Here is a 17868-nt window from a genome sequence, read left to right on the forward strand (position 1 = left end):
TTTTAAGAGGTATGTTTAGCAAGATACTACCAGCTATAATGATAAACCGCTTGAATTGCATAAGGTTTATCGAAGTTTTTACCGTCAGCACGGCTTACTTCTAACCCAAAACGATGATTTGCAAATCCAGCATTTAAACCGACCGCACTTTCAAAACGTCCACGGCTGCTTGCAACATCAAGTGCGCTGTTTGTGTAATGAATTTTGCTGCTACGGTTTTTGCTAGTAATCGCATTGACTTCTGCATAAGGTTGTAAATTCCAACCATTACTTAATGCAAAGCCTTTAGCTACACGTAAACCAATTCGAGAATACACAGAAGATAAGCTATCTTCATTCTCTTGTGATGAAATATGTGTCCACGCTAATTGTGCTTGCGGGGTAATTGTCCAATCATTCGCAAGGCTAAAGCGTTTGCCTAATTCACTCGAAATAGTATAAGCGTTGTAATGGCGTTTTTCAGTATGATCTGAGTTAGCGTGTAAACGGCTGTATTTCACGATGTTATCTACATAAATACCGTTATCTGCAAGGTAAGCTGCATATAAGCCCACGCTGTTGTTTCTTACTTTGCCATCACCGTAATGACCATTGAAATCAACGTTAGCTTGGCTACGACCAACAAATCCACCAACACGGAGATTATCTGTTACAGCAGCATCAGCGCCCACTTGTAAGCTATGTACGTTTTGTTTAAAGCCAGAAGTTTCACTCTCACCTGTCGAAAGTGCGGCTAATTTTTGTCGAGAATTCACATTACGAACCCATACATTACCTTTTTCACCGTTTTTCACTTCACCTAGACGTTGATGAATGCCACTTAAATCATTTTCCACTAAAAGCAATTGTGCTTGGCGAAGAGAAACTTGTGCATTCGCTAAGTCTGAGAGTAATGGTGTACTTGGTAGAACTGCAGGTGGTACTACTGGATTACTTGGCGTCACCACAGGCTTGCTTGGAGTCACCACAGGTTTACTTGGTGTAACGGGTGCAACAGGTGGAGTTGGGGTGACCGCATTTTTAGAATTCGCTAATACCCAATTATTTCCCTCTTTTGTTAGGAAATATTGGTAAGCCCCTAAATCTACACGATTATTCGGGTTAGTTAAGCTAAATGCCGCATTACCACCATTGGTTTCTACAAGTGTCACTTTTCCGTTAGCGACATTTGCACCTTGGTTAGTTACCCCAATTTTATGATTACCTTCAGCAGTACCTTGAACAACGATTTTATCGCTTTTGTTTTCAGCAATATTCGTGTTTAGATTGAATGTGCCAGAGCCAGTGAGGTTACCCGTGATAGTTAATGTCGTATAAGGAGCATTTGTATTAGTTAAAGAAACCGCAGAGTTATTTAAATGCAAGTCTGTTACTTCTGAATTATCCACTAAATCCCATGTAGTATTGTTAGTTAGATTTAATGTAACAGGCGTTTTATTTGTACCGTCATATTGCTTTACTGCACCATTTAACTGTGAGTTATCTGCATTTAACACAAATCTAGGTGAGTTAGTTTTCTCTCCTTCAGATAAGTCCGTATCAGCTAGATCGGGCATGTTTAATCCAACCAATACTTTTGCATCAGGGATTTTAGTATTTTTTAGATTAACTGTTGTTGAGCTGTAATTATTTGTTTCATCTCGAGAATCTTGTTTATTAGTAAAAATAACAACATCTCCAGTGTTATTTTCAATGTTGGAATTTGTAATGTTGGTCACGCCACCATCAAGTACAAAACCTAAACCTTTACTTTGACCTTTCGCTTCAATTGTGAGCAGGCTGTTTTCAATATTTAATGTAGAATTCTCTGATGCGTATGCAATAGTAGCTGATTTATCGGTACCAGCTGGCTGTAGCGCGATATTTAAATTTTTGATATGTAATGTTGAGTTTTCGGCATCTACAGCAGTGCTGTTATCTCCCCCTAGAAAAATAGAGGAGTTGATAATATTTGCTGTAGATTTACCATATACTTGGTATCCCGTGCTATCTTTAGCTGAGCTGACAATATGAACAGCATCAATATCAATAGTGGTATTACCTTGAAGATTAAATGCTGAATTTCCTAAAACAGGCTCTCCATCAGCATCAACTGTAGAAAGTCCCTCAAATAAATTGATATTTCCGAAGTGAAATTTAAGATTTGCATCTCTCAATTCAAAAACAGAACTTTCAGGAAAAGCCTTCGATAATGTGAAAGTGCTATTAGGTTTGATTTCTAATGAACTAGGCCCATTAGAAAATTGAGGATCGAGGAAAATTAATGATTCTGTTGGATAATCCTTATTGTCTAGACCATTTTTCATTCTAAAAGATACATGGGCTAGATTATTTTTATTTGTTAAATCATAGCCATAATCTGAATAAAAATTCATATTTTTTACTTCAGAGTCAGTTCTTTCCGGATTTTTATATACGGTACCTTCATATAGTTTATAATTAATGGCCCATGCCGAATTAACTAATCCTAACGCCATAGCCACCAAACTCACTTTAAAAGTGCGGTTAAAAATTTTATTATTTTTCATATGAATTCCTTTGGATTATAAAAAAAGCCAACTTATTGAATAAGTTGGCTTGAATTTTACCGATTTAATAATTAACCTGCAACTGCGATACGTTTCATATCTGTCATGTAGCCACGTAACTCTTGACCGATTAATTCAACCGGGTGGTTACGGATTGCATCGTTTACATCGCGTAAAGTAATGTTGTCGATAGCGACTGCTGGTGTTGGTTCACCTAAATCACCTTTTTGTAAGGTTGGGATGATTTCTTTAGCAAGAATAGGGGTCGCTACGTTAGAGAATAAGTAGTTACCGTATTCTGCAGTATCAGAAATAACTACGTTCATTTCGTATAAACGTTTACGCGCGATGGTGTTAGCGATTAACGGTAATTCGTGAAGTGATTCATAGTAAGCTGATTCTTCATAGATACCGCTTGCCACCATTGCATCAAAGGCTAATTCAACACCTGCTTTCACCATCGCTACCATTAATACACCGTTATCAAAGTATTCTTGTTCAGAGATTTTGATGCCGTCTGCTTTTGGTGCATTTTCAAAGGCAGTTTTGCCAGTTGCTTCACGCCATGCGAATAAATCTTTGTCGCCATTTGCCCAGTCAGCCATCATAGTTGCTGAGAAGTGACCGCTGATGATGTCATCCATGTGTTTGTAATATAAGAAACCAAGGCTTTCTTTGATTTGTTCCGCAAGTTCAAATGCACGTAATTTTGCGCTGTTTGATAAGCGATCCATCATTAATGTGATACCGCCTTGTTTTAAGGCTTCGGTAATAGTTTCCCAACCGTATTGGATCAATTTACCCGCGTATGCTGGATCTTTACCATCAGCAACAAGTTTGTCATAACATACGATTGAACCTGCTTGTAACATACCGCAAAGAATGGTTTGTTCACCCATTAAGTCAGATTTTACTTCTGCGACGAATGAAGATTCTAATACGCCCGCACGGTCACCACCAGTTGCTGCAGCCCATGCTTTCGCAATTGCCATACCTTCACCACGAGGGTCATTTGCCGGGTGAACCGCGATTAATGTTGGCACACCGAAACCACGTTTGTATTCTTCACGAACTTCAGTACCTGGACATTTTGGTGCAGTCATGACAACAGTGATGTCTTCACGGATTTGCTCACCTACTTCAACAATGTTGAAACCGTGTGAGTAACCGAATGCAGAATCTTTTTTCATTAATGGCATCACATCAGCCACCACTTTAGAATGTTGTTTGTCCGGTGTTAAGTTGATCACTAAGTCTGCGGTTGGAATTAATTCTTGATAAGTGCCCACTTTAAAACCATTTTCAGTCGCACGTTGGAATGAAACACGTTTTTCTGCAATCGCTTCTGGACGTAATGCATAAGAAATATCTAAGCCGGAGTCACGCATATTTAAACCTTGGTTTAAACCTTGTGCACCACAGCCGACGATAACGATTTTTTTGCCTTTTAAGTAGTTGCAACCATCAGCAAATTCGCTGCGATCCATAAAACGACAACGACCTAATTGATCTAATTTTTCGCGTAAATTTAATGTGTTGAAATAGTTAGCCATTTTTCATCCTTAATATGATGTTGATTAATGTGTATGAGGTTGTGTTTGAATATAGTTTTTTGTTGTGTCATGGATTATAAGATTTTTAATTATTGCGTAAAGTGATATTATTAGCACTTAGTGTTGCAATTTTTGCAATGATATTTACATTTTAATGATACATATGAACTTTCAAGACCTTCAAATATTTCTTCATCTTGCAGACACACAAAATTTTGCAAAAACCGCTACGCAAAATCATATGTCACCTTCTACCCTTTCACGCCAGATTCAACGAATGGAAGAGGAGTTAGAACAACCTTTATTTATTCGTGATAATCGGCAAGTACGCTTAACCGAACAAGGTGAGAAATTTCTGCAATTTGCGAAAACAGAATGGCAAAACTGGCAACAGTTTAAGCGTCAGCTTCGGAATAACTCAGCGGAATTAAGCGGAGAGTTGCGTTTATTTTGCTCGGTAACGGCTTCATATAGTCACTTGCCACAGGTATTAGCCAAGTTTCGTACGCGTTATCCGAAAGTTGAAATTCAACTGACAACGGGTGACCCCGCTTCTGCGGTACAATTCATTCAATCAGAACAAGTGGATCTCGCTTTGGCGGGGAAACCGAATAATCTGCCGACGGGATTAGAGTTTTATAAGATCGATGATATTTCCCTTTCATTGATTGCGCCTCGCGTGGCTTGTTTGGCGACACAATTATTACAGGAAGAACCGATCAATTGGCAGCAAATGCCTTTTATCTTACCGTTAGATGGAATGGCGCGGCAGCGTATTGAACAATGGTTACGTAGCAAACACATTAAACATCCGAAAATCTATGCCACCGTAGCAGGACACGAAGGGATCGTGCCGATGGTAGCGCTCGGTTTTGGATTGGCTATGCTACCCGATGCAGTAATTGATAATAGTCCAATGGCAAAAGAAGTTTCCCGTTTAAATTTGGATAATCCGGTAGAAGCATTTGATTTGGGCGTTTGTGTGCAAAAAAGAAATTTGGCAAACCCCTTAATTCGTGCATTTTGGGAGATGTTAGACTAGAATAATAAGTAGAATTAACCTAAGGATTATTATGTTAAGAGGCGTACTCATTTCACTTTTAGCCTCATTTTTATTTGGCTATATGTATTATTTTTCCACGCTGCTGAAACCACTTAGCGGCACGGATATTTTCGGCTATCGAATGATTTTTACATTCCCTTTCGTCGCCCTTTCCGTTATCATGTTTAAGCAGAAACAGGCATTAGTGGAACATATAAAACGCATCAAAAAACAACCGCTCTTTGCCCTTTCCTATATCACTTGTGGCGCATTAATGGGTTATCAAATGTGGCTCTTTTTGTGGGCACCCAATAATGGCAGCTCCTTAAGTGTTTCTTTCGGTTATTTATTGTTACCAATTGTGATGGTGGCCGCAGGACGGATCATTTTTAAAGAACGAATTTCAACATTGAAATTTATTGCTGTGTTAATTGCGGCTGTAGGGGTGATTTCTAACATCGTTTTAAAAGGCGGGTTATCTTGGGAAGCCATTGTTATCTGTGTGGGTTACACCACCTATTTCTCCATACGAAAAGCCTTAAAAAATACCGATCTTGGTGCCTTTTGCTTAGAAATGATCGCATTATTGCCTGTTAGCATTTACTTTGCCCTTCAAACCGATTTTGCCACCGTGCAGGAATCGAATCCTAATATTTGGGGATTATTGGTATTACTCGGGCTTATTAGTGGTGCAGCATTAATTGCTTACGTGATTGCCAGCAATATGCTGCCGATGAATTTGCTTGGCCTTTTAGGTTATGTTGAAACCATTTTAATGGTGATTATTTCATTTTTAATTGGAGAGGAAATGGATGCGGACAGCTATCCGTTATTCATTTGTTTAGTATTGGCGATGAGCCTGATTATTTTTGATGGCGTGTATAAACAGCGCGCAAAGGGAACAAACCATGTCGTTTAAAGAAATTAGTCCAGAACAAGCTTGGGAAATGGTGCAAAATGGCGCCATGCTTGCTGATATTCGGGATCCACAACGTTTCACCTATTCCCATGCGAAAGGGGCGTTTCATTTAACTAACCAAAGCTTTTTACAATTTGAAGAATTGGTGGATTTCGACTCCCCGATTATCGTGAGTTGTTATCATGGCGTGAGTAGCCGAAATGTGGCGACTTTCCTCGTTGAGCAAGGCTATGAAAATGTGTTTAGCGTCATTGGTGGATTTGATGGTTGGGTAAAAGCTGGTTTGCCGATAGAAACGGCTTATTAATTCTGTGAGGTTGTATAAATGATTAATGATGAAAAGTTAAAGCAAAAACGTTTAGAAGTTTTAAAATATGTCCAAAATGTAAATAATACCGATGAGAAAGCTAGCAAAATTAATTTATGTTTTGTTTTATTAAATACATTAATTTATTTAGGGAGTGAAAAAGAAAATATATTACCTTTTGCCTTTAGAAAATATAGTTATGCATTAGAACAGTATATAAATTCTAGTAATATAGCGGACGATGCATCTTACTTAATATGTGCTTCATTTCTAAAAGAATATTACTTTTATATAAAATATATTAAAGATGACAATAAAGATAAACCTGAAATTTTTGATGCTTATAATACATGGGAGATTTTTTTGAGAAATGAATTTCAGATAAAAGGTCAAGGGATTTTTGATTTTAATTACTATAAAAACTTGAAGAATGATAGGTTTTTAGATTATTTTTATTTATCATTGTCTATTCAAGAAAGAAAGTTTAAATCAAAACTTGAACAACTTGAAAATGCTAAAGTAAATGGCTTAAGGGAAATTAACGAACGAAAAGGTACGTTAGATTCTGAACTTCAGAATTTTGACAAAAATATAATTAAAAATAGGAATGAAACTAATGAATTAGCATCATTGCTAGAAAAGCAAAAAACAGCTTTTAATTTTGTTGGCTTATCAAAAGGATTTGAAAAAATATTAAAGAAAAAAACTTGTGCAAAATGGACTTCTTTTGTTCTTTTATTTTTAATTACCTTATCTATGTTTACGATTTTGGGGTATTATCATAATTCTTTACCTGACGAGCCTACAGAAATCTTTGACTTCTGGAAGTTTTTAATGCCTTATCTTGGTCTTGAATTTATTTTACTTTATTTATTTAGGGTGGTTCTTAAACACTATAATTCAATTCAAACACAAATTATGCAAATAGAACTCAGACAGTCTCTATGTCAATTTATTCAAAGTTATGCTGATTATGCAAAAGAGATTAAAGAAAAAGATGGAACATCTTTAGATAAATTCGAAAACCTAATTTTTAGTAGCATCGTTTCAACATCAGAACAAGTACCAAGTACTTTTGATGGGTTAGAACATATAACTAATTTGATTAAAAGTGCAAAATCATAATAAGTGAATAATAGTTATACCATTTAAAATTTTTTAGTTTAAATATTTATGATTGTTTTTAGTAATGCCTTTCTGAAACACGGGCAAACCGAATTACTCGAGAAATGCCACGGCGACCATCAATCCGAAACAAAAAGTGCGGTGAAATTTACCGCACTTTTTATTTTTGTCTTGCTATTGCTTATCCACAATCGCTTTCAACATCGTGTAAGATTGGGCTTGTTTTTGTTCATCAAAAATATAGCTCACCGCCATAATTTCATCAAAATGTACCCGTTCACGCAGTTGCTTGAGTTGAAATTGCACACTTTCAGGACTACCAATAAGCGAACAAGCGGTCATTTGTTCCACTACAGCACGCTCTTGGTTGTAAATCGGGATCTCCTCGAAATCGACTGGACCAAAGTGCGGTTTCTTTTGGGCATGCATTTGGGCTTTCCAAACATCTTCCTCTGATGCCAAAGGCGGTTGTAAATTTTGTTGTGCGTTAGTGACCACATTTAAGAAAAATAGTGTTTGTGTTGTCACCAGTTGTTTTGCTTCTTTATCGGTTTCAGCAACAATCGCGTTCACACCTAAGATGACATAAGGTTCAGCAAGATAGGTAGAAGGTTTGAAGTTTTTGCGGTAAATCTCCACTGCCATTTCCATCATGCGTGGCGCAAAGTGTGAAGCAAAGGCATAAGGCAAGCCAAGCTCTGCTGCAAGATAGGCACTTTCGGTGCTGGATCCTAAAATATAAAACGGTATATTCAAGCCTGCGGAAGGATAAGCGGAAACAGGGTTGCAATCTTTAAAGTAACCACGAAGTTCCGCAATTTCCGCAGGGAAATCCAGACTGTTTCGTCCACGACGAAGTGCTGCAGCCGTTTGCATATCAGTTCCTGGCGCACGCCCTAAGCCGAGTTCAACTCGGTTTGGATAAAGCGTCTCCAGTGTGCCATATTGCTCAGCTACTACATACGGCGAATGATTCGGTAACATTACGCCACCAGACCCCACGCGCAAAGTTTTCGTATTGGCTAACGTATGCTGAATTAAAAGTGCGGTCGCTGAACTCACCAAATTTTTCATATTATGATGCTCAGCAATCCAATAGCGTTCAATGCCAATGTTCTCAGCGTGTTTTGCAAGACTTACCATAGACTCAACCGCTTGCAAATAAGTTTGTCCTTCTCGAACAGGGGCGAGATTAAGAATAGAGAGCTTCATTTTATTTCCTCATGATTGATTTGTTGAGCGTCATTATACGTGTTTTTTCAGGCAGAAATATCGATAAAATTGGAATAGACTGTTCCGAGAAAAGGAAAAATATTGCAAAATAGGCACAAATTCAGATGTATTCGAAAAAATGATTGTATTTAATAATATTTCCCTAAAGCGCGGGCAAACCGCATTGCTCGAAAATGCCACGGCAACCATCAATCCGAAACCAAAAGTCGGCTTGGTGGGGAAGAATGGTTGCGGTAAGTCGTCTCTTTTTGCCCTATTAAAAAAAGAATTAACGCCAGAGGGCGGCGAAGTCACTTATCCATCCAACTGGCGGCTTTCCTCATTGAGCAAGGCTATGAATATGTGTTTAGCGTCATTGGCAGATTTGATGCTTGGGTAAAAGCTGGTTTGCCGATAGAAACGGCTTATTAATATTTTTTCTCTTAAGTAAAGAAAGAGTTTGCTGAAATAAAATCAATCTTATAAACAAAAAGTGTGGTGAAGTCGATCTGACCCCAAAAAGTTAGATCAAAACTGATAGAAATTTTTACCACACTTCTCAATTAGTTTTCTTGTTTTTTCACTTCATCCCACAACAAATCTAATTCAATCAGTGGCATATCATTAACTTGCTTACCTTGTTGTTGAACCGCTTGTTCTACTGCTCGAAAACGACGTTCAAATTTTAAATTCGCTTTCCGTAATGCATCTTCAGGATCACATTTTAAGTGGCGAGCAAGATTGACGGTTGCGAACAATAAATCGCCGATTTCCTCCTCCACTTTATTTTGTTCAATCGAAGTGCGGTTAATTTCAGCTTGAACTTCTTCTAATTCTTCCCGCACTTTGTCAAATACGGGTGAAATTTCTTCCCAATCAAACCCTACTTTTGAACAACGTTTTTGTAATTTTGCTGCTCGCATAAGAGAAGGCAAGGCACGAGGTACATTATCTAAAATAGAGGTTTCTGCACTTTTACCTTGTTTTTCTTTGGCTTTCATTTCGTTCCAACGGGAAAGGGCTTCTGTTTCGTCCCCCGCTTTTGCATCGCCAAACACGTGAGGATGACGGCGCACAATTTTTTCAGCGACATCTTGCAATACATCGTCAAAAGTAAAGTATTTATCTTCTGTAGCAAGCTGGCTGAAGAAAACGACTTGTAACAATAAATCCCCTAATTCTTCGCGTAAATTTGGTATGTCTTTTTTCTCAATCGCTTCAATTACTTCGTAAGTTTCTTCCGTTAAGCAAGGAATCATAGATTCATAATTTTGTTTTAAATCCCAAGGGCATCCGCCATTTGGATTACGAAGTTGGGCAATGAGTTGGATAAAATCTTGAATGGAGTAGCGCATAATTTTATTTCCTTTGATGGAATGTTTTGGATAGTATAACGAACAAGAAAAATGGTGCAAATACCGTCGCTTTTTAGGCGCATTTTCTTTATACTTTGCGCATTGAAATACTATTGATAAAGCTGTGAAAAATGGAAAAAATTATTATCGACCACGATCGTTTTCTTCGCACGATTTCGCGTATTTCTCACGAAATTATTGAAAAACATCAAACGTTAGATGATCTCGTGATTGTTGGGATTAAACGTCGTGGCGCGGAAATTGCCGAATTATTACAACGTCGAGTTGAAGAGTTAAGTGGTATAAATTTACCTTCAATGGAACTGGATATCACCTTTTATCGCGATGATTTAACCTTGGTTGATCAGGAAGATAAAATGCCAGTTTATAGTGGTTCATCACAATATTTGAATATTCAAGATAAAACCGTCATTTTGGTTGATGATGTGTTGTTTACTGGTCGAACCATTCGAGCGGCAATGGATGCACTCACCGATTTTGGACGAGCGGCAAAAATTGAATTAGTTATTTTTGTTGATCGTGGCCATCGTGAATTACCAATTCGCGCTGATTACGTAGGTAAAAATGTGCCAACAAGCCGTGATGAACTTGTACAAGTTCGCACTGAAAAACAAGATGGCTGTTACGAAGTTGCTATCTTAGGGAAATAAATCTTATCTATTGTGAACCTTCAATAGAATTGTTACTCTAACGAACGTTATAGACTCTTTTTTGATGAGATGAAAATGAAAAAATTTATTCTAAAATCTTTTTTATGGGCTACTTTAGGTTGTGTTGCTTTTACTTCTATGGCTCAAGCAGGTGAACGCGTTGTCGCAACAGTAGATGGTATTCCTATTTTAGAAAGCCAAGTTCGTGCAAATATGGGTAAAAAAGGCGATCGCCAAAGTGCACTTGATAAAATTATTGATGATCTTTTAGTACAAAAAGCGATTCAAGAATCTGGTGTGAAAATTGATCCGCGCGAAATCGATCGTGTTGTGGAAGATACTGCGGCAAGAAATGGTTTAACTTATGGTCAATTTTTGGATGCGTTAGATTATCAAGGCATTTCATTAAATACATTTCGTCAACAAATTGCCAATCAAATGATGATGGGTGCGGTGCGTAATAAGGCGATCAATGAAAGTGTTGCAGTGACACGTGAAGAAGTGGTTGCGCTAGGCCAAAAAATGTTGGATGAGGCAAAATCACAAGGTACAGCGCAAAAAGTAACGGGTAAAGAATACGAAGTACGCCATATTTTGTTAAAACTTAACCCGATGTTAAATGATGCACAAGCCAAAGCAGAGTTAACAAGAATTCGCTCTGATATTATTGCGGGTAAAATGACTTTTGCAGAGGCGGCTTTAAAATATTCTAAAGACTATTTATCTGGGGCAAATGGCGGTAGTTTAGGTTATGCGTTCCCAGAAAGTTACGCACCGCAATTTGCACAGACCATTGCACAAAGTAAACAAGGTGTAATTTCTGTGCCATTTAAAACCGAGTTCGGTTGGCATATTTTGGAAGTAACAGGCACTCGCGATGGTGACCGTACGGCGGATGCTTATACGCAAAAAGCCTATGAACATTTGGTGAACAGTCAGTTACAAGACGCAAATAAAGATTGGGTAAAAGCATTACGTAAAACTGCGGATATTCAATATTTTAATAAATGATTTAATGTTTAAAAGAAAGGGGCTTAATTGCCCCTTTTGTTGTTTTTTATTTTCTCTTTCTTATTTCTTATGAAGAAATTTTTAATTGCGATTTTACTTTTAATTTTGATTTTAGCGGGCGCGGCCAGTTTTGGTTATTACAAAATTACTGAATTTGTAAAAACTCCGGTAAATGTGCAGGCAGATCAACTTTTAATGATTGAACGTGGCACAACAGGTTCAAAATTAGCCGCACTTTTTGAGCAAGAAAAGTTAATTGATGATGGGAAATTATTACCTTATTTGCTGAAGTTGAAACCAGAGCTAAATAAAATAAAAGCAGGGACTTATTCTCTTGAGAATGTTAAAACTGTGAAAGATTTACTGGATTTGCTTAATTCAGGTAAGGAAGTGCAGTTTAATGTAAAATGGATTGAAGGAAAAACCTTCAAGGATTGGCGAAAAGATCTCGAAAATGCACCGCACTTGGTGCAAACCTTGAAAGATAAGAGTAACGAGGAAATTTTCACATTACTTGATTTGCCAGATGTTGGTATAAATCTTGAACTAAAAAATGTGGAAGGTTGGCTTTATCCTGATACTTATAATTATACGCCTAAATCGACAGACTTGGAGCTACTGAAGCGAGCGGCTGAGCGAATGAAAAAGGCGTTAAATAAGGCTTGGAACGAGCGTGACGAGGATTTACCTTTAGCGAATCCTTATGAAATGTTGATTCTTGCTTCTATCGTAGAAAAAGAAACGGGCGTGGCTACGGAGCGAGCAAAAGTGGCATCTGTATTTCTCAACCGCTTAAAAGCAAAAATGAAATTACAAACGGATCCAACGGTAATTTATGGTATGGGTGAGAATTACAGCGGTAATATTCGTAAAAAAGATTTAGAAACCCCAACGCCTTATAATACTTATGTGATTGATGGATTGCCACCAACGCCAATTGCTATGCCAAGCGAAAGTTCGTTACAGGCTGTTGCGCATCCAGAAAAAACAGATTTTTATTATTTTGTAGCAGATGGTTCTGGTGGGCATAAATTTACCCGAAATTTGAATGAACATAATAAAGCGGTACAAGAATATTTACGTTGGTATCGCAGCCAGAAAAATGCCAAATAAAAGTGCGGAAGAAAATATGAAAGGAAAATTTATTGTCATTGAAGGCTTGGAAGGCGCGGGGAAAAGTTCCGCTCATCAGTCTGTTGTACAAGTCTTGTATGAACTTGGTATTCAAGATGCCGTGTTTACACGCGAACCTGGTGGAACGCCACTGGCTGAGAAATTACGCGATCTCATCAAACATGAAACCGAAGAACCCGTGACAGATAAAGCAGAGTTATTAATGCTTTATGCGGCTCGTATTCAGTTGGTGGAAAATGTGATTAAACCTGCCTTAATGCAAGGGAAATGGGTGGTGGGCGATCGTCACGATATGTCATCTCAGGCATATCAAGGGGGTGGACGTCAATTAGATCCGCATTTTATGCTCACCTTGAAAGAAACCATATTAGGCAATTTTGAGCCAGATCTCACGATTTATTTGGATATAGATCCGTGCGTTGGTTTAGCGCGAGCTCGTGGACGTGGCGAGTTAGACCGTATTGAGCAAATGGATTTAGATTTTTTTCACCGTACTCGAGCACGCTATTTAGCGTTAGTAAAAGATAATCCAAAAGCAGTCGTAATTAATGCAGAGCAGAGTATTGAACTTGTTCAAGCTGATATCGAAAGCGCGGTAAAAAATTGGTGGAAATCAAACGAAAAATGACCGCTCTTTACCCTTGGCTAATGCCAATTTATCATCAAATTGCTCAAACCTTTGACGAAGGTTTGGGGCATCATGCTGTGCTGATTAAAGCTGATTCTGGTTTAGGTGTAGAAAGTTTATTTAATGCACTTGCACAGAAAATAATGTGTGTGGCTCAAGGCGATAAACCTTGTGGCCAATGCCATTCTTGTCATTTAATGCAAGTCCATAGTCATCCAGATTATCATGAATTAAGCCCTATTGACGGCAAGGATATTGGCGTCGATCAAGTACGCGACATTAATGAAATTGTTGCGCAGCACGCACAACAAAACGGCAATAAAGTGGTGTATGTGCAAGGAGCGGAATGTTTAACGGAAGCAGCTGCCAATGCGTTATTGAAAACATTGGAAGAGCCTCGTCCAAATACTTATTTTTTACTTCAAACAGATAGTTCGTCAAGTTTGTTGGCAACCATTTACAGTCGATGTCAAGTGTGGAATCTGTCTGTGCCTAATGAACAAATGGCTCTTGATTGGTTGAAATCAGAAAGTGCGGCTGAAAATCAGGAAATTTTGACCGCACTTGCGATGAATCTTGGGCGTCCGCTTTTTGCCTTAGAAACTTTACAACAAGGGCTGATTGAACAGCGCAAAAACTTCTTACGTCAATTTTGGGTGTTCTATCGCCGACGTTCGCCATTGGAATTGCTTCCGTTGTTTGATAAAGAACGTTATGTTCAGCAAGTTGATTGGATTTTGGCTTTTCTTTCCGATTGTTTAAAACATAAACTTGAAATTGATAGTCATCGACAAGTGGCTGATCTTGGGCGTGGTATCGAACAATTCAGCGATGAGCAAACCGCTCTTGGTTTATTACAAGCCATTAAAATTATGCAAAAAGTGCGGTCAGATTTACTTACAATTAATGGTGTGAATGTTGAATTAATGCTATTAGATGGCTTGACGCGATTAGTTACAGAAGTATTTGAAACGCAATAAATTAAAGATATATCGTCTATGGCGTTCAAGCCTTAGGCATAAGGAAAAATAATTATGTTCATTGTTGACTCCCACTGCCATTTAGATGCTTTGGATTATGAAAATTTACATAAAAATATCGCGGATGTGGTGGAAAAAGCGCGAGCGCGTGATGTGAAACATTTGCTCGCGATTGGTGTAACCTTAAGCCGTTTTGAGCAGGCTTATGACTCTTTACGTGAATTTAATAATGTCTCACTTGCTTGTGGTGTTCATCCCCTTGATTTTGAAGAGGAACCTTATGACGCAGAACGCTTATTACGTTTAGCGCAAGATCCAAAAGTGATTGCGATTGGCGAAATTGGCTTAGATTATTATTACAGCGCGGACAATAAAGCGGAACAACAAGCGGTGTTTGGTAGCCAAATCGATATTGCAAATCAGTTAGATAAGCCTGTAATCATTCATACACGTTCTGCGGGCGATGACACCATTGCAATGTTACGCCAACACCATGCTGAAAAATGCGGTGGCGTTATTCATTGTTTTACGGAAACCATGGAATTTGCGAAAAAAGCGTTGGATTTAGGTTTTTACATTTCTTGTTCTGGCATTGTAACCTTTAAAAATGCCGAAGCGATTCGTGAGGTTATTCGTTATGTGCCAACGGATCGCTTATTGGTGGAAACAGATTCGCCTTATCTTGCGCCAGTGCCTTATCGAGGAAAAGAAAACCAACCGGCTTATACGAGAGAAGTATGTGAATATGTAGCAACCTTAAAGGGTGTTTCGGCTGAGGCGTTTGCTAGAATCACCACGCAAAATTTCGAGCGTTTATTTAAAATTCGTGTAGAATAAATGCACAGTTCTGACAAGGGAAAAGTATGCGAAAGTTTTTTAAATATTTCTTATTTATTGTTGTTTTTTTATTCCACGGTTTTATGTTTTCTGTGGTCAATTATGTATTTCCTCATTACGATGTGACGCGTGTTACTGGCGTAGAAGTTAAACGTGTTGATAAAGATGGCCCAATCACAAAATCGAATCCAGCTGATGGCCCAACACGTGATGTGTATTACATCAATACGCAAAATGATGATGGCAAAATTATGGTGTATCGCAATGAAGATACACGTTGGGGTTTCCCGTTCTACTTCAAATTTGGATCAGCCAATTTACAGGCTGAAGCGCAGGCTTTGGGTAATGACAACAAACTTGTGCAAATTAAATACTATGGTTGGCGTATTACGATGATGGATGAATATCGTAATGCAACCTCAATTAAAGAAATTACGGCTGATGACACGCCAAGTCATCCAATCGTTTCTTGGATTTTCTATGTATTCCTGTTAGCTACTTTATTCTTGTCTATTCAATTTGTTCGCGGCTGGTTTGACAGCGAAGAGTAATATCCTGAACGGCCGCAAAGTGCGGTCGTTTTCTTTCATATTTTTGAGTAATGATTATGGAATTATTTCATACTATTTTGGCGATTATTGCCTTAATTCTAATTAGTGCGGTTGTTTCTTCTGCAGAAATTTCACTGGCGGGTTCGCGTAAATTGAAACTACAAACCCTTGCGAATGAAGGGGATGTGCGCGCGCTTCAAGTGCTTAAATTACAAGAGCATCCCGGTCGTTTTATTACCGTGGTTCAAATCGGGTTGAATATGGTGGCGATTCTTGGCGGGGGAATTGGTGAAAGTGCACTAAGCCCTTATATCGCGGAAATTTTAAGTCGTTCTTTTGTGGGAGATTGGATTGAACCAACTGCTTCTACAATCGCATTTGTATTGGTTACTTGTTTCTTTATCTTATTTGCTGATCTTATTCCAAAACGTATTGCCATTACTTATCCTGAAATGGTGGCACTGCGCGTTGTCGGCATTATGAATTTCAGTATGTTTGTGTTTAAGCCGCTTGTGTGTTTTTTTGATACGCTTGCTAATGTATTTTTCCGCTTATTTCGTATTTCTACTGTGCGTGAAGATGGCATGACGTCTGAAGATATTTTCGCTGTAGTAGAAGCAGGCGCAGAAGCAGGTGTTTTAAAAACTCAAGAGCATTATCTCATTGAAAACATTTTCGATATGCAATCACGTACAGTGACTTCCACCATGACTACGCGTGAAAATATCGTGTATTTAGACCGCACTTTTTCTCGCCAAGAAGTCATGGATACGCTTTCTCGTGATTCTCATTCTAAAATTGTGATTTGTGACAATAGCCTCGACAAAATTTTAGGTTATGTAGAATCCCATACGTTGCTAACCATGTATTTGCAGAATGAAAATGTGGTGCTCACAGATCCTAAACTACTCCGTAAAGCATTATTTGTGCCTGATACGCTTTCTCTTTACGAGGTGTTGGAATTGTTTAAATCTACCGGCGAAGATTTTGCGATTATTGTAAATGAATATGCCCTTGTCGTGGGTATTGTTACGCTAAATGATGTAATGAGTATTGTCATGGGGGAATTGGTTTCTAACGAAGAAGAATATATTGTGAGTCGTGATGAAAATTCGTGGCTTATTGATGGCGCAACGCCATTAGAAGATGTGACACGAGTGTTAGATATTGAATCTTTCCCAGATGAAGAAAATTACGAAACCATCAGTGGCTTTATGATGTATATGTTACGTAAAATCCCGAAAAAAACCGATTCTGTGATTTACGGAAAATACAAGTTTGAAGTGATTGATACAGAAAACTTTAAAATCGATCAGATTTTGGTGTCTTTAGTAAAAGAGGCGGAATAATTACCGCCCTTTCTTTAATCCCCTTCAGCCAGTATAATGGCGGCGTTTTATTAACTTTAATCAGGTATGACTATGTTTAAAAAAATCTCTGTTTTATTTTTTACGTTAATGTTGGCAGGTTGTTCTTCTTGGTCATCAGTTACCAACTATATTCCATTTATGGGGAACGATAAAAAAGTGATTGATTTAGATAAAGATAAAATCGATCAGAAATCCTATGCAGCAGCTTATGAAGCGACTGTGGCGACATATAAAGGTCGCGTGAATGAAAATTTCTTTGTAGATAATTTTGCAAGTGGTGCGAATGACTGGTATTTAGGCCGTATTTTAGTTCCTGTGAAACAAATTCAGGATAAACTTTATACAGGCGGCCATGATTCTGATGTATATGCTTATTATAGCGGCGTGTTACATGCGGAAGCATTGCAAGCGAACCTTAAACGTTTGAGTGCAAATTGTTGGGGAAAAGTGGATTCGCAAAGCATGACTCAAGGTATTTATGATGCGATGCGTGATTTGCAAAAAGGCAAAGAGCGCGGTGAAAATGATGAATATATTGCGCAAGGTAGTGAAGCATTGCTGAAAGCCTGTACATCTAAATAATTGTTTTTCAACAAGCTGCTGGTCGATTTATTTCACCAGCAGCTTTATTTTTTAAATTATTAA

At 38.2% G+C, this 17868-nt stretch carries 17 protein-coding genes and 2 pseudogenes; 15 read left to right on the forward strand and 4 right to left on the reverse strand.

What is annotated here, in order from left to right; genetic code table 11:
* Positions 1-26: 26 nt before the first annotated feature.
* Together AC6H0J_RS02875 and ilvC are read right to left on the reverse strand one after the other, a co-directional pair.
* Complete coding sequence (locus tag AC6H0J_RS02875) at positions 27-2528, reverse strand: autotransporter outer membrane beta-barrel domain-containing protein (protein WP_497512804.1); 2502 nt, start codon at positions 2526-2528, stop codon at positions 27-29.
* A 71-nt stretch (positions 2529-2599) separates the two neighbouring features.
* Positions 2600-4081, reverse strand: a complete 1482-nt coding sequence (ilvC, locus tag AC6H0J_RS02880; protein ID WP_118817362.1) for a ketol-acid reductoisomerase — start codon at positions 4079-4081, stop codon at positions 2600-2602.
* A 163-nt stretch (positions 4082-4244) separates the two neighbouring features.
* Between ilvC and ilvY the strand changes: the two genes are divergently transcribed.
* From ilvY to AC6H0J_RS02900, 4 genes are read left to right on the forward strand one after another with little or no spacing between them, the layout of a single operon-like run.
* Positions 4245-5123: an HTH-type transcriptional activator IlvY gene (ilvY, locus tag AC6H0J_RS02885; RefSeq protein ID WP_118817361.1), complete on the forward strand. Its 879-nt coding sequence runs from the start codon at positions 4245-4247 to the stop codon at positions 5121-5123.
* 31 nt (positions 5124-5154) lie between these two features.
* The gene (gene rarD / locus AC6H0J_RS02890; protein ID WP_046952562.1) at positions 5155-6042 is read left to right on the forward strand and encodes an EamA family transporter RarD; all 888 of its coding nucleotides are present in this window, start codon (positions 5155-5157) and stop codon (positions 6040-6042) included.
* On the forward strand, positions 6032-6349 hold the full coding sequence (gene glpE, locus AC6H0J_RS02895) for a thiosulfate sulfurtransferase GlpE (protein WP_005627244.1): 318 nt from the start codon (positions 6032-6034) through the stop codon (positions 6347-6349). Before rarD ends, glpE begins: the two co-directional genes overlap by 11 nt.
* Before the next feature lie 18 nt (positions 6350-6367).
* Complete coding sequence (locus AC6H0J_RS02900) at positions 6368-7474, forward strand: hypothetical protein (RefSeq protein WP_046952563.1); 1107 nt, start codon at positions 6368-6370, stop codon at positions 7472-7474.
* A gap of 174 nt (positions 7475-7648) precedes the next feature.
* On the opposite strand, the gene AC6H0J_RS02905 is transcribed toward AC6H0J_RS02900, so the two are convergent.
* Positions 7649-8686 (reverse strand): LLM class flavin-dependent oxidoreductase, encoded by a 1038-nt coding sequence (locus tag AC6H0J_RS02905; protein ID WP_118817360.1) that lies wholly within the window; start codon positions 8684-8686, stop codon positions 7649-7651.
* Positions 8687-8825: 139 nt separating this feature from the next.
* On the opposite strand from AC6H0J_RS02905, the pseudogene AC6H0J_RS02910 reads away from it, so the two are divergent.
* Together AC6H0J_RS02910 and AC6H0J_RS02915 are read left to right on the forward strand one after the other, a co-directional pair.
* Positions 8826-9026 (forward strand): annotated as a pseudogene (locus AC6H0J_RS02910) (ATP-binding cassette domain-containing protein); the annotation flags it as partial.
* A pseudogene (locus AC6H0J_RS02915) lies at positions 9005-9118 on the forward strand (rhodanese-like domain-containing protein); the annotation flags it as partial. The pseudogenes AC6H0J_RS02910 and AC6H0J_RS02915, both read left to right, overlap by 22 nt.
* 131 nt (positions 9119-9249) lie before the next feature.
* On the opposite strand, the gene mazG reads toward AC6H0J_RS02915, so the two are convergent.
* Complete coding sequence (mazG, locus tag AC6H0J_RS02920; protein ID WP_005626144.1) at positions 9250-10041, reverse strand: nucleoside triphosphate pyrophosphohydrolase; 792 nt, start codon at positions 10039-10041, stop codon at positions 9250-9252.
* Positions 10042-10172: 131 nt separating this feature from the next.
* Here mazG and pyrR point away from each other — a divergent pair, with 131 nt between their 5' ends.
* The 9 genes from pyrR (at position 10173) to AC6H0J_RS02965 (ending at position 17805) form a co-directional block, all read left to right on the forward strand.
* Positions 10173-10712 carry a bifunctional pyr operon transcriptional regulator/uracil phosphoribosyltransferase PyrR gene (gene pyrR / locus AC6H0J_RS02925; protein WP_005626142.1) on the forward strand — a complete coding sequence of 180 codons (540 nt, stop codon included), beginning with the start codon at positions 10173-10175 and terminating at the stop codon, positions 10710-10712.
* A 75-nt stretch (positions 10713-10787) separates the two neighbouring features.
* Positions 10788-11723 carry a peptidylprolyl isomerase gene (locus tag AC6H0J_RS02930; protein ID WP_046952621.1) on the forward strand — a complete coding sequence of 312 codons (936 nt, stop codon included), beginning with the start codon at positions 10788-10790 and terminating at the stop codon, positions 11721-11723.
* Between the two features lie 69 nt (positions 11724-11792).
* Entirely contained in the window at positions 11793-12836 is a 1044-nt protein-coding gene (gene mltG, locus AC6H0J_RS02935) for an endolytic transglycosylase MltG (RefSeq protein ID WP_046952622.1), read from the forward strand.
* Positions 12837-12852: 16 nt separating this feature from the next.
* Positions 12853-13485: a dTMP kinase gene (gene tmk / locus AC6H0J_RS02940; RefSeq protein WP_032825402.1), complete on the forward strand. Its 633-nt coding sequence runs from the start codon at positions 12853-12855 to the stop codon at positions 13483-13485.
* Positions 13482-14465: a DNA polymerase III subunit delta' gene (locus AC6H0J_RS02945; RefSeq protein ID WP_005626133.1), complete on the forward strand. Its 984-nt coding sequence runs from the start codon at positions 13482-13484 to the stop codon at positions 14463-14465. The genes tmk and AC6H0J_RS02945 overlap by 4 nt, the downstream gene beginning before the upstream one ends.
* 54 nt (positions 14466-14519) lie before the next feature.
* A complete protein-coding gene (locus tag AC6H0J_RS02950) occupies positions 14520-15302 on the forward strand; it encodes a YchF/TatD family DNA exonuclease (RefSeq protein WP_005626132.1) in 783 nt (260 codons plus the stop codon).
* Positions 15303-15328: 26 nt separating this feature from the next.
* Positions 15329-15853 (forward strand): DUF1523 family protein, encoded by a 525-nt coding sequence (locus AC6H0J_RS02955; protein ID WP_497512806.1) that lies wholly within the window; start codon positions 15329-15331, stop codon positions 15851-15853.
* A 50-nt stretch (positions 15854-15903) separates the two neighbouring features.
* On the forward strand, positions 15904-17202 hold the full coding sequence (gene paeA, locus AC6H0J_RS02960; RefSeq protein ID WP_497512808.1) for a polyamine export protein PaeA: 1299 nt from the start codon (positions 15904-15906) through the stop codon (positions 17200-17202).
* 72 nt (positions 17203-17274) lie between these two features.
* Positions 17275-17805 (forward strand): HI_0449 family lipoprotein, encoded by a 531-nt coding sequence (locus AC6H0J_RS02965; protein WP_497512810.1) that lies wholly within the window; start codon positions 17275-17277, stop codon positions 17803-17805.
* The last annotated feature ends 63 nt before the right edge of the window (positions 17806-17868 follow it).

The sequence above is a fragment of the Haemophilus sp. THUN1691 genome (assembly GCF_059704425.1).